Here is a 12,726-nt window from a genome sequence, read left to right as displayed (position 1 = left end):
CGGCACCCCCGGTCATGAACCCGGGGGTGCCGAGCCGATCGGGTCGGCCCGACCGACGACTTACGACTCAGTGGGCGTGGTGGCCCCGGGTGAACGGCGCGAAGGTGTGGCTGAACTGCCAGGTGTCCTGGGCGATTCCGGAGCAGGAGTTGGCGCCGGCGGTGCCGACACAGCCGCCGTTGTCGCGCTGAAGGGCCCAGAAGGAGAGGGTGTCGATCCCCTTGGCCTCGGCCCACTTCTCGACCGTCGCCGCGTTCTGCGTGGTGAAGGCCTCCTCGGGGCCGTAGTCGTCGATGCCGGGCATCTCGGTGACGCCGACCATGCCCCACAGCTTCGCCGGGCTCTTCTTCGGGTGGAGGGCGGCCAGTTGGTCGTGCAGGCCGGCGGCGGCGCTCTCCGTGTCGGCCGCCATGTCGTGGGCGGCGCCGTCGTAGTAGTCGAACGTCATGATGTTCACGACGTCCACCCGGGCGTGATTGTCGACGGCGTTCTGCAGCAGGGCCACGCCGCTGGGCGCGAGGCCGGTCTCCGTCGTCGGCAGGGTGTAGGAGAACTGCAGTCTGTGGCCGGTGCGTTCGGCCCAGCGCTCGGCCTTGGCGACGGCCTTGTTGCGGCGGTCGATGCCGGCGGTGTTGGTGATGGAGTCGGCCTCCACGTCGAGGTCGATGCGCGTGATGCCGTAGGTCTTGACGAGGCTCTCGTACACCGCGGCGACGGCGTCGACGCTGGTGCAGCTGTCGGCGAGTTCGGTGCCGGTGGTGTCGGCGCCGTAGCCACCGAAGGAGGGGATGACGTTGCCGCCGCGGGCCTGGATCGCGGCGATGTCGCTGCCGAAGGCCGACGGGGAGATCGGCTGGGTCGTGTCGCCGTTCCAGTACGTCGCGCACGAGCCCGCGGTGGGCGTCTGGAGGAAGGCCATCGTGAGGTACTTGTTGCCCGACTCCGCGGCGAGCACCGCCGGACTCTCACCGGTCCACGCCTCGAAGTAGGGGGCCGACACGTGTGCGGGCATGGGCCCGGCGCGGTGCGGGGACAGTTGCGACGAGGCGTGTGCGCCGCCTCCCCCGAGAGCAACCAGCGTGGCCGACAAGGCAGTTACGGTCACGCTGGACAGCAGCGCGTGGACAGGACCGGTTCGTCGCATTGACGCTCCCATGGCGAAATGAGCAGGCGGGACAGCGGGAAGACCGCGCGGACAGAGGTGGGTGAGGTCGAACCGGGTCCATAGTTGGACTAGACCAATTAACTGTCAAGGTTCTTTACAATTAACTGACCAAGTCGGGGCGGGTCAACAGCGGGTGAGTGTCCGGCCGTTCGCCGGTTCGCCGATGCGCGCGCGGCGCCGCGAGCACCGTCAGATGCGGGACGGAGCAGAGGGAGCGGTCAGTCCGCTGCTCCCAGGCCGACCTTGTCGCATGCGCGGCGGAGCGCCCGAGTGCAGAGCTGCTCGATGGTGTAGACACGGTCCTTGAGCAGCGTTCGCCGGATGTCGGCCGCTGTCACTGCCCTGGGCGTGAGCAGGACGGTCGGGATGTGCTCGGTGGTGGGGCTGTCGATCGTCGTCGTGGCGATGTCGCGCACACTCTCGCCGCGCCCGAGGGCGACGGCCATGGCGGTTGCCGTGGCGGCTTCGACCGCGAAGGGCTTGTAGACCGTCATCAGCTGTTCGCCCTTGATGATGCGGTGTACGGCGTCGAGGTCGGCGTCCTGGCCGGTGACGGGAGGAAGTTTCCGCAGCTGGGCGCTCTTGAGCGCGGAGATGACACCGGCCGCAATGGAGTCGTTGGCCGCCAGGACGCCGTCGATCCGATGCGGGCCCAGGGCGGCTATGGCGGCGGACATGTTGGCGTGGGCGGTGTCCGTGCTCCAGCCCGGGGTGTCGTACGACCGGCGGATGTTCACCCTGCCGGTGAGGACGGACAGCGCCCCCTTCCTGAACCATGCCGCGTTCGGGTTGGTCGGATCGCCGTTCATCATGACGACGTTGCCGCCGTTCGCCCTGTGGCCCATGGCCCTGAGGAGCGCCTCGGCCTGGAGCTTGCCGACCTGCGCACCGTCGAAACTGACGTAGCCCGAGATCGGCCCCTCGGCGAGCCGGTCGTAGGCGACGACCGGGACGCCTGCCGCGTGCGCCTGCTGGATCGAGGAGCGGAGCGCCTTGGGGTCCGTGGCGTCGATGATCAGGACCCTGACCCCCTTCGTGACCATGGAGGTCATCTGTTGCTGCTGTCTCGTCACGTCGTTGTCCGCGTTGGCGTATTCCAGGCGGCACCGGGAACACAGATCATCCAGCCGCTGCTCGATCAGCGGCTTGTCGAAGTGCTCCCAGCGGGGCAGCGTCCGGCTGGGCAGCAGCAGCCCGACGGTGAAACTGTCCGCGCCCGTCCTGCCGTCGCCCGCGCAGGCGGCCGCGGGCATCGCCAGGAACCCCGCGACGAGCATCGCCACGACGTGCCGGGTACGGGCTCTCATGGCAGATCCTCCTGGTCCGCCCAGAGCCCCGGACCCGGGCGATCCGGATCGGGTGGCGGTACGACGATCTCGCTCCACACCTGCTTGCCGCTGGCCACCGGCATGGAACCGAAGGACTCCGACATCGCCTCCACCAGCATCAGGCCCCGGCCACCGGTGGACTCCCAGTCCACGATCACCGGTTTGGCGGGCGCACGCGGGGAGGAGTCGCTCACGCAGACCCGCACCCGGTCCCCGCGGAGCGTCAGGTCGACATGGACCGGCCCCTGGGTGTGCACCAGGGCGTTGGTGACGAGTTCGGAGACGACCAGCAGCACCGCGTCGGCGACTTGCTCGATGCGCCAGCGGCGCAGCGTGCGCGCGGTGAAGCGGCGGGCGTGCATGACGGCGTCCGGCAGCCGCCACACCGCCCAACCGGCCCGTATCGGCCGGGTCTTCATGCCGTCGTAGCGCAGCAGCAACAGCGCCACGTCGTCCTCACGACGGCCGGCGTCACCGAGCAGTTCGTCGGCCACCTGGCCCGGGTCCGACGGATCCGCGGCGGCCAGGGCGGCGCGCGTGCGCTGCATGCCCTCGTCCAGGGGCAGGTCGGCGGCCTCGACCAGACCGTCGGTGACCAGGGCGAGCAGGGAGCCGGGGGCCAGTGCGACCGATGTCATGGGGAACTCCGCCTCCGCGGAGATGCCCAGCGGCAGCGAGCCCTCGACCTGCACCTCCTCGGTGCTGCCGTCGGGATGCCGTACCAGCGGTGCGAGATGTCCGGCGCGGACGAACAGGGTGTTGCCCTGCTCCATGTCCAGTTCGGCGTAGCAGCAGGTGGCGAACAGGTCGGTCTCCATGCCGACGAGGAGTCGGTTGGCGTGGGAGACGACCACGTCGGGTGGGTGGCCCTCCACCGCGTACGCCCTGACCGCGGTGCGCATCTGGCCCATGATCGTCGCCGCGCCGGCGCTGTGTCCCTGCACGTCCCCGATGACCAGTGCCACCCGGTCCTCGGAGAGGGCGATGACGTCGTACCAGTCGCCGCCCACCTGCAACCCGCGCCGGGCCGGCAGATAGCGGGCGACGGCCGTCCCGCCGGACAGTTCGGGCAGGCGCCGGGGCAGCAGGCTGCGCTGCAGCATCGTGGCGAGTTCCTGCTCGGCGTCGTGCGCGTGGGCACGTTTGAGCGCCTGACCGACCAGCGCCGCGGTCGCCGTCAGCAGGGAGCGCTCCTCGGGGGCGAACTCGTGCGGCCGGTCCCAGCCGATCAGGCACAGGCCGGCGGGGCGGCCCTTGGCGGGCAGCGGCAGGACGGCGAGACCTCCGGGGCCGATGCCGCTGAGTCCGGGTTCGAGGGCTGTGCCCGCGGGCCACAGGTCCATGCGCCCGTCCCGCAGGGCCAGCCGCAGGGTGGGCAGGGCGCTGACCGGTGCGTCGGGCCACTGCGAGCGCCACTCGGAGCGCCACGCCTCGGGCCAGGCGGCGGGCTCCGGCGGGTCGAGGACGGTGACCATGAGCCGGTCGTCCAGCAGCTCGGCGAGCGCGACCCGGTCGGCGCCGAGCGGCTCCCGGAGCGCGGTGACCACCACCTGGCTGACGTCGGCGACCGTGGCGGCGTCGTCCAGTGCGGCGGTCAGCCACTGGATCCTGGAGACGTCGTCCGTGCTCCTGGGCAGGACCGAGGTCGCCGTCACCATGCCCACCACCTGGTCGGGCCGGTCGTCGGCGCCGGCGATCACCCGGCAGCTCAGGCTCAGCCAGCGCATCTCGCCGGTGGGACGGCGGACCCGGAACTCCAGCAGCCGGCCGCCGAGCGCATGGGCGGACGGCTCCAGGACCGACATCAGTGCATGCATGTCCTCCGGCAGGGTGTGCGCGAGCAGGGTGTCCGCCTTGCCGTCGAACTCGTCCGGCGTGATACCGACCAGTTCGAGGAGGGTCTCGTCCGCCTCGACCAGGCCGGTGTCCGGCACCAGGGCGAACGAGCCCACGCGCAGCCGCCGCAGTGCGGGCCCCAGCGGCGGCGACGGCGTGGTGCCGCCGGCCGCCGACTGGAGCAGGCCGGCGATCGCGTCGGCGTATCCCTCCAGGAAGCGCTGCTGCTCGGGCTCGAAGCCATCCGCGCACGTGCCCACGACGACGAGGCAGCCAAGCCGCCGGCCCTCCGCGCGCAGCGGCAGTGCGCCCAGCGACGTCTGTGCGCGCGGGGGCGTCGGGCCGCCCTCGGAGAAGGAGGCGAGTGCCGTGGGATTCAGCCACAGAGGACGGTCGGTGCGGAAGGCCTGGGCCGCGGGTGAGCCACCGGACAGGCTCAGGCGCTCGGGCAGCCCGCACTCGGCAGCGGCGCGACCGGTGGTCTCCACCAGTCGCAGCTCGTCCGTACCGGCACCGAGCACGTAGACCGCTGCCAACGCCGCTCCGGCGAACGTCAGTACGCGCACACTCGCGGCACCCTCGGGCACCGGCGGCGGGCCGGTACCGGCCGGGTCGGCGTCGGATGCCCGCAGCTGTGCGACACCGGCCCGGGCGCTGCCGTCATGAGGCATGTCCGCACCCACCTCCCGTCCAGGCCGAGGTGCCGACAGGGTGTGATGAGGGCCTTACACCAGAATCGCATATGCGGACCGACCGGACAGGTTGACGCTGTGGTGGCCGGGTTCGCAGATCACTGCGGCCGGTGTCACACTGACGACGTGGTCGTCCTCCGGGCCAGCCCGTTCAGAGAGGTCTGTCCGATGAAGACCTTCATGGGGAACGCGGCCATGGCGATGGCCGTTGTCTCGGCGATGGTCGCCGTCGCGGCCTGCGGGACGGAGGCCGGGAACGCCTCCGCCGGGGGGAACTCGCCGAAGATCGGTGTGCTGCTGCCGGACGCCACCACGGCCCGCTGGGAGACCCAGGACAGGCCCCTGCTCGAGAAGACGATCAAGGACCTGTGTCACGACTGCGTGATCGAGCACGCCAACGCCAAGAACGACGTGGCCATCCAGCAGGAACAGATGGACTCGATGATCACCGAGGGGGTCGACGCCATCCTGCTCGTGCCCGTGGACGCCAGGTCGATGCGCCCCACGGTCCAGAAGGCGCATGAGGCGGGCATCCCGGTCATCGCCTACGACCGGCTCGCCGAGGGCCCGATATCCGGATACGTCTCCTTCGACGGGAAGGAGGTGGGCAGGCTCCAGGGCCGCGCGCTGTTGCAGGGCATGGGCGACAAGGTGCACGACGGCCAGATCGTCATGATGAACGGCGACCTCAGCGACCCCAACGCGGTGGCGTTCAAGGAGGGTGCTCTGTCCGTCCTCAGAGGGAAGGTGAAGATCGGCAAGTCGTACGACACGGTCCAGTGGCGGCCGGAGGCGGCCAACATGAACATGAACGGTGCCATCGCCGCACTCGGCGCCGAGAACATCCAGGGGGTCTACTCCGCCAACGACGGCCTCGCCGGCGGGATCATCTCCGCGCTCAAGGCGAACAAGGTCCGTCCCCTGCCCCCCGTCACCGGCCAGGACGCCGAACTTGCCGCCGTGCGGCGCATCGTCGGCGGTGATCAGTACCAGACGGTCTACAAGCCGTTCACACCCGAGGCCTCCTCCGCCGCCGCCATGGCCGTGGCCGCGGCCCGCGGTGAGAGCCTCGACGGGGTCGCCACGACCAAGGTGAGGACTCGCAGCGGGACAGAGGTGCCTGCCGTCATGCTCGCCCCGGTGTCCGTGACCGCCTCCAACATCAAGCGCACCCTGGTGAAGGACGGCGTGTACTCGGTCCGGCAGATCTGCACCCCCCGGCTCGCGGCCGCCTGCGAAAAGGCCGGGCTGACCTGACAACGCGGTCCCCCGACCGCGGCCGTGCCCCGGGAAGGAGATGGTTCTCGTGCCGGCTCCCCCGTTGCTGGCGCTGCACGGCGTGTGCAAGCGCTTCGGTGTCGTCGATGTGCTGACGGACATCGAACTGGAGATCCACGCCGGCCAGGTTCTCGCTCTGATGGGCGACAACGGGGCCGGCAAGTCCACTCTGGTCAAAGTGATCTCCGGCGTCACTCCCGCGGACACGGGCACCATCGAGTGGGAGGGCCGCCCCGTCCACATCAAGCGTCCCCAAGACGCCCGCGCCCTCGGTATCGCCACCGTGTACCAGGACCTGGCACTGTGCGGAAACCTGGACGTCGTCGGCAATCTCTTCCTCGGCCGGGAGATCCGCAGGTTCGGGTTCCTCGACGAGGTGGAGATGGAACGCCGCAGCAGACGCCTGCTGGAACGGCTGACCCGGGGCATCCCCGATCTGCGCGGCCCCGTCGTCTCCCTGTCCAGCGGCCAGCGGCAGACCGTCGCCATTGCGCGCTCCCTCCTCGGTGAGCCGCGGGTCCTGCTCCTGGACGAACCGACCGCGGCACTGGGAATCGAGCAGACCGCCGAGGTCCTGGACCTCATCGACCGGCTGCGCGACCGCGGTCTGGGCGTGCTGCTCATCAGCCACAACCTGGGGGACGTCAAAGCCCTCGCGGACCGGGCCGCCGTGCTGCGGCTGGGCCGCAACAACGGGTTCTACGACGTGAACACCGCGTCTCAGGAACAGATCATCTCCTCCATCACCGGTGCCACGGAGAACGTGCCCCGTCGGATGGCTCACCAGGAGTCGGGGTGGTGAAAGGGATGCACGACATGGCGGACCACACGCGAACCGAATCCTCCGCACCCACCGCCGAGGCCCCCCGGCCGCACCCCATGCGGGCGGTCACCCGGGCCCTGGAGCGCGGGACCGCCGTCTTCCGCCACAAGCTGCGCGCCGGCGAACTGGGCTCGCTCCCCGTCATCCTCGTCCTCGCCGTGGTCTGGATCATCTTCCAGTCCCTCAACCAGAACTTCCTCTCCCCCCGGAACCTGTCCAATCTCAGCGTGGACATCGTGGGTACGGGTCTGATCGCGGTCGGCATCGTCTTCGTGCTGCTCCTCGGTGAACTCGATCTGTCGGTCGGCTCGATCAGCGGCCTCGCGGCAGCGGTCTTCGCCGTCCTGAACGTGAACCAGGGCGTGCCGGAATGGCTGGCGCTCATCATCGCGCTGCTCTCCGGGACCCTGGCGGGAACCATCCAGGGCTTCTCCTTCGCCAAGATCCGGGTCCCGGCGTTCGTCGTCACTCTCGCCGGGCTGCTGACCTGGAACGGCGTCATGCTCGCCGTCCTCGGGACGAGCGGCACCGTCAACCTCGACGAGAACGGACTCCTCGCCAAGCTGACCAGCTACTACTTCACCAACCCCGCCGCCGCCTACGGCCTGGCGGCCTTCGGCACGGGCATGGTCTTCCTCGGGTCCTACCTGGACCGACGGCGCCGCAAGGCGGTCGGCATGCCGTACCGCTCGCTCCGGGGCATCGCGGCACGTACGGCGGTCCTCGCGGTGATCACCTTCGCCGCCGCCTACGTGCTCAACCAGTTCCAGGGTCTGCCGCTCGCCCTCCTGATCTTCCTCGTGGTGGTGGCCGGGCTCGACATCCTGCTCCGGCGCACGCACTACGGACGGCAGGTCTACGCCCTGGGCGGCGGGGTCGAAGCGGCCCGTCGGGCCAGTCTCAGCGTGCTGCGGGTACAGACCGCGGTGCTCGCGATCTCCGGCACCATGGCCGCGCTGGGCGGCCTGTTCCTGGCCTCGCGCATCACCTCGGTGAGCCAGGGTTCAGGCTCGGGGGTACTGCTGCTCAACGCGATCGCGGCCGCCGTGATCGGCGGCACCAGCCTGTTCGGAGGACGCGGTACGACCTGGTCCGCGGTGCTCGGCATCCTGGTCATCCAGTCGATCGCCTCGGGCATGGCGCTCACGGACACCCCCACCGCCGTCCAGCTCGTGATCACGGGCGGGGTGCTGTTCGCCGCGGTGGTCATCGACTCGCTGTCGCGACGCTCGCAGGAGGCACACGGACGTGCTTGACGCGTGCGCCGGCGGACGGGCAGAGCCTTCGGTGGCGGACGGTCAGAGGACGGTTTCCTCCTCCGGGACGACGACCTGGTCGACCATGTGCTGGATCTTCTCGGTCGGCAGGGCGACCGCCAGGGCCCAGTAGTAGACGAGGAGGCTGAACACGGCGACGACGCCGATGTCCCACCACAGCGGGAACCAGGGGTGCTTGAGCGGCCCGAAGTCGCTGAGGTAGACGATGAGGCCCATGCCCACGAGGTAGACGGGCAGCCACTGTGCGGCGCGCAGGTCGAGCTGGGGCGTGATCGGGTTCATCTTGAACACGCGGTTGGCGATCAGGATGACGTAGCCGATGAGGATGGCGACGCCGAGCTTCCAGTCGGTGTCCCACCCGGACCACAGGATCAGCAGGTTGGCCACGACGAAGGCCAGCGGCGACATCCAGCTGCCGCCGGGCAGCCGGTAGGGGCGGTGGGCGTCCGGCAGGCGGTTGCGGAACACGCCGAAGGACAGCGGGGCACCGGCGTACATGAGCACGCTGGCGCTGGTGATCAGCCCGACCAGGGAGCGCCAACTCGGGAAGGGCAGGAAGCAGATGCAACCGATGACGAACGCGGAGATCAGGCCGACCCACGGGACCCCGCGCCGGTTGGTGGCCTCGAACACGGTGGGCACGTAGCCGTTGCGGCTGAGACCGTACGAGACCCGCGAGGAGCCGGTGATGTAGATCAGACCGGTACCGGCGGGCGACACCACGGCGTCCAGGTAGAGGACCGTCGCCAGCCAGCCGAGGCCGATGAGCGTGGCGACCTGGGCGAACGGTCCGCTCAGGGCCGTGAACGCGGAGGTGGCCCAGTTGCTGCCGATCTGGGACGCGGGCAGAGCGGCGAGGAAGGTCACCTGCAGGAGGATGTAGATGATGATGCCGAGGACGATGGATCCGATCACGGCGCGCGGGATGTCGCGCTTGGGGTTGGCGCTCTCGCCGGCGAGCTGGTCGGCCTGCTCGAAGCCGAGCAGCGCGAAGATGATGCCGCTGGTGGAGACGGCGGACAGGATGCCCTTGGCCCCGTAGGGGTTGAATCCGTCGGCCGCGGTGAAGTTGCTGGTGTGGAACTGGGCGACGGCCAGCACGAAGATCGTCAGCAGCGGCACGCCGACCTTCCACCACGTGGCCGCGCTGTTGGTGCGGGCCAGCAGACGGATGCTCAGGAAGTTGATGGCCGTGATGACCGCCATCAGACCGACCGCGACAGCGATGCCGGTCGGGGTCAGGACGTGCTCGCCGCCCTGGACCTTCTCCCAGCCGCTCGCCCAGGAGTAGTGCTGGGCGTACGTGATCATCGCCAGCACCTCGATGGGTGCCACGGTGGCCGCCTGCAGCCAGGAGAACCAGCCGAAGGAGGCCCCGGCGGCCCCGCCGAAGGCGTAGTGCGGGAAGCGGGCGGTGCCGCCGGAGACCGGATACATGCCACCGAGTTCGGCGTGCACCAGCGCCAGGATCAGGATGGCGAGGCCGCCGATGGCCCAGGAGATGATGGCCGCGGGCCCCGCTGCCGCCAGTGCCGTCTGAGCACCGAACAGCCACCCGGATCCGATGATCGACCCCTCCGAGGCCCAGATGAGCCCGACGAAGCCGATCTCGCGCCGCAGCCCCGGGCGGTGGGTTCCTGAGGCAGGTGCCCTTTCCGATGTGGCCATGCCCCACACCCCCTCAGTAGGTGATGCTCACCACCATCGTGCCACGGTGTGGCCCAACCGGCGGTTGGGTTGCGACGCCGAGGACTTGGCGGTGCGGCGGGGGTCCGATCACTGCCCGGCGGTGGCCCTCCGCTGAGCCTGGTCGAACTCCGTCACAGGGTCGCCGCCGGCCTGCCAGGGCCACCCGGTGACGGTGCCGCCGAGGGCCTCGAACACCGGACGGGCCTCGTGGCGCCGGTCGGCGGCCATCAGCGCGTAGGCCAGGACGTTGAGGTCGGCCAGAGCCTTGGCATGGCGCAGGAATCCCGGCTGCACCCAGGTCCGGGCCACGCGGTCGAGTGCCTGGGCGGCCATCGCCTGGGACCAGTGGTTCCGCGCCACCAGCGCTTCGAATCCGCCCCGGCCGAGGACGGACTGGTACTGCAGGACCTGGGCGGTGAGTTCCGTGACCGCGCAGGGCGCGTTGGCCGGCATGCGGGCGCACAGGGCGTCCACGAAGTCCAGGACCTGCATGCGGGAGCCCGCTTCCTCCGGCGTGAGGTAGCCGAGCATGCTCAGGTAGGCCTCGCGGTTCCAGCGATCACGCGCGAGTACCTCGTTCCACACGCCGAACACCTGGGACTGCTCCCAGCGTTGCAGGCGGCCCAACCCGAGGAGCACCACCCAGGGAATGGGGTCGTCCGGGGCGATGTCGGCGGCACGGAGGCAGGCGTCCGTGGCGTCGCCCGTGTCCTCCGGTCGCCCCGACGAGCGGGCGCGTGCCAGCTGGGTCCAGGCGTGCAGCACGAGCGCGCTCGCGTTGCGCGGCTCGCGCGTGGCCCAGGACCGCGGCAGATGCGAGTCGGCCAGGAAGTCCGCCAGGGTGCCCAGGCGGTGCGTCCGGCGGTCCCAGTCTCCCGGCTCCTGGTCGAGGAGACGGGAGATCTGCGCCGCGCACAGGTCCGTCGTCGCGATCGTTCCGGTCCTCGTGGTCGCCAGCAGGGACTTCAGCAGCCTGCCCAGGTCCTGGTCGTCGAGTTCCGGGGCGAGGCGAGCCCGTTTGCGCCGACTTGAAAGAAAAGCCATGTCGGGAGGCTAGAGGCGGCCAGGAATAACGCAAGGTTTCAGCCAAGATCGTTATGGATTACACGAATCACCTGGGTCACCCCGTACGTGGCTCAGGCGGTCAGTTCCGTCTGGGCGGCCGACGCGGAGACGAGGGTCTGGCGGATGTACCACTCGGTCGAGAGGAGCCGCTCCCGAGCCCCCTGAGGAAGGCCGGCGATCAGGCCGGGAACGGCTCCCCGTTCCACCTCGGTCCGATGGGCCAGTACGGCGGCGATCTTCTGTTCCGTCCAGGGGCCGACGTCGACGGTCGCGGTGACCCGTTCGTCCGGAACGCTGTACACGGCCTTGCGCACACCGACCACGTCCCTCAGCGCCTGCACGGCGGAGTGCGGGTGCGTGGCCAGGTAGAGGGCATGCGGCCGCCAAGGACCACCCGCATCGGGGTAGAGGTGCTCATGTCCGGCCGCCTGGGCCGCGAGCACGGCCACCCGGTGAGTATGCACGTGGTCCGGATGGCCGGTCAGCCCGCCGTAGGCGTCGTGGGTGACCATGATCTCCGGACGGAAGTCCCGGATGTGCGTCACCAACCGCCCCACCGCCTCGTCGAGCGGCGCATCGCAGAACCGGGCACTGTCCGGGGACGACTGAGGCACGCGCGCATCGGCGTACCCGAGCATCCGCGGCGTGCCGGCCCCGAGGATGCGCAGCGCATCGGCCAACTCCGCGGCGCGCGGGGTGTCGGCCGCCCAGGTCGCCGTGACAACGCCGACGCGCGCACCCGCGGCCGCGTGACGGGCGAGCACTCCCCCCGCGGACAACGACTCGTCATCCGGATGGGCGAAGACCGCGAGCAGGCTCGGCACGGGCATGGGTGCCGCCTTCCGGTGAGGGGCTGGATCGTAGACCTGCGGGCGAGGACACCGATCGTACGCCCCGTTGATCTACTTGTTCGACGACTGGACGAGCAACTCAGTGCCGTCGTAAGCCATTTGTCGGGGTCGCCGCCGCCCCGTAACCCCGATCCCTCCGTCGCGGCGGGCTCGTCCGAGCTCGCCGCGACCGCATGCCCCCGCTCCCACGCCATCAGCACGCGCTCGCCGCCGTCCGCGTCCTCGGCGAGCCGGATGACGACCTTCTCGTCGCTGCCGTACAGCCCGACCCAGTCACGCCACGTGCGGCGGGCGGTCGCGCGATCGGCCCACTTCCCCGTGACCGTCGGGCCGCCGGCCACGAACTGGAGGCGGACCAGATGCGTCGTCATGGCAGCGGCTCCAGGGCGCGAGCCCGGCGGCGCAGCTCCACCCGCGCCGCCGGCGTTCCGGCCGGGCCGGACCAGTACGGGTGCCACAGCAGCCGCCCGGACAGTGCCAGCAAGCGGCGGCGCAGGGCGGTGGGGCGCACCGGGTGCGGTGCGGCGAGTGCAGCGTACGTACGGTGCCAGTCCGCCTGGAGCTGCAGGAGGTCGGGCGGGAAGGGGACGTGCTCCATGCCTTCAATTAGGCCACATGTTCGATTTTCGAGCCAAGCCGACACGGGGGTCCCGTGCTGCTGCGCCTGAGTGCTTCAGCTGCCAGTCCGCCACGATCCGCCCGCGGACGGGTCGGCCCGCGCC

The 12,726-nt window shown here is 70.4% G+C and carries 10 protein-coding genes; 3 read left to right on the top strand and 7 right to left on the bottom strand.

Translation table 11 applies throughout. The features are described from left to right. Positions 1 to 67: 67 nt before the first annotated feature. The 3 genes from ACIF83_RS24580 to ACIF83_RS24570 form a co-directional block, all read right to left on the bottom strand. Complete coding sequence (locus tag ACIF83_RS24580; RefSeq protein WP_399729950.1) at positions 68 to 1,012, bottom strand: chitinase; 945 nt, start codon at positions 1,010 to 1,012, stop codon at positions 68 to 70. 371 nt (positions 1,013 to 1,383) lie between these two features. After that, positions 1,384 to 2,472: a sugar ABC transporter substrate-binding protein gene (locus ACIF83_RS24575; protein ID WP_393479726.1), complete on the bottom strand. Its 1,089-nt coding sequence runs from the start codon at positions 2,470 to 2,472 to the stop codon at positions 1,384 to 1,386. Continuing rightward, complete coding sequence (locus tag ACIF83_RS24570) at positions 2,469 to 5,000, bottom strand: SpoIIE family protein phosphatase (protein WP_399729946.1); 2,532 nt, start codon at positions 4,998 to 5,000, stop codon at positions 2,469 to 2,471. Before ACIF83_RS24570 ends, ACIF83_RS24575 begins: the two co-directional genes overlap by 4 nt. A 189-nt stretch (positions 5,001 to 5,189) precedes the next feature. On the opposite strand from ACIF83_RS24570, the gene ACIF83_RS24565 reads away from it, so the two are divergent. From ACIF83_RS24565 to ACIF83_RS24555, 3 genes are read left to right on the top strand one after another with little or no spacing between them, the layout of a single operon-like run. Then, positions 5,190 to 6,278, top strand: coding sequence for a substrate-binding domain-containing protein (locus ACIF83_RS24565; RefSeq protein WP_393479721.1), 1,089 nt, complete (start codon positions 5,190 to 5,192; stop codon positions 6,276 to 6,278). 40 nt (positions 6,279 to 6,318) lie between these two features. Continuing rightward, complete coding sequence (locus tag ACIF83_RS24560) at positions 6,319 to 7,101, top strand: ATP-binding cassette domain-containing protein (RefSeq protein ID WP_399729943.1); 783 nt, start codon at positions 6,319 to 6,321, stop codon at positions 7,099 to 7,101. A 5-nt stretch (positions 7,102 to 7,106) separates the two neighbouring features. Further along, positions 7,107 to 8,378, top strand: coding sequence for a sugar ABC transporter permease (locus ACIF83_RS24555; RefSeq protein WP_393479716.1), 1,272 nt, complete (start codon positions 7,107 to 7,109; stop codon positions 8,376 to 8,378). Between the two features lie 42 nt (positions 8,379 to 8,420). On the opposite strand, the gene ACIF83_RS24550 is transcribed toward ACIF83_RS24555, so the two are convergent. The 4 genes from ACIF83_RS24550 to ACIF83_RS24535 all read right to left on the bottom strand — a co-directional run bounded on the left by ACIF83_RS24550 (position 8,421) and on the right by ACIF83_RS24535 (position 12,602). Further along, positions 8,421 to 10,067, bottom strand: coding sequence for an APC family permease (locus ACIF83_RS24550; protein WP_393479714.1), 1,647 nt, complete (start codon positions 10,065 to 10,067; stop codon positions 8,421 to 8,423). A 108-nt stretch (positions 10,068 to 10,175) separates the two neighbouring features. Further along, on the bottom strand, positions 10,176 to 11,132 hold the full coding sequence (locus ACIF83_RS24545) for a hypothetical protein (protein ID WP_393479712.1): 957 nt from the start codon (positions 11,130 to 11,132) through the stop codon (positions 10,176 to 10,178). 92 nt (positions 11,133 to 11,224) lie between these two features. Beyond that, positions 11,225 to 11,983 carry a PIG-L deacetylase family protein gene (locus ACIF83_RS24540; RefSeq protein ID WP_399729938.1) on the bottom strand — a complete coding sequence of 253 codons (759 nt, stop codon included), beginning with the start codon at positions 11,981 to 11,983 and terminating at the stop codon, positions 11,225 to 11,227. 388 nt (positions 11,984 to 12,371) lie between these two features. Then, on the bottom strand, positions 12,372 to 12,602 hold the full coding sequence (locus tag ACIF83_RS24535; RefSeq protein WP_393479710.1) for a hypothetical protein: 231 nt from the start codon (positions 12,600 to 12,602) through the stop codon (positions 12,372 to 12,374). Positions 12,603 to 12,726: the final 124 nt, after the last annotated feature.

It is taken from the genome of Streptomyces sp. NPDC085866 (assembly GCF_044541035.1).
In the GTDB taxonomy this organism is placed as follows: Bacteria; Actinomycetota; Actinomycetes; order Streptomycetales; family Streptomycetaceae; genus Streptomyces.
This window is presented reverse-complemented; position numbering and strand designations above follow the sequence as displayed.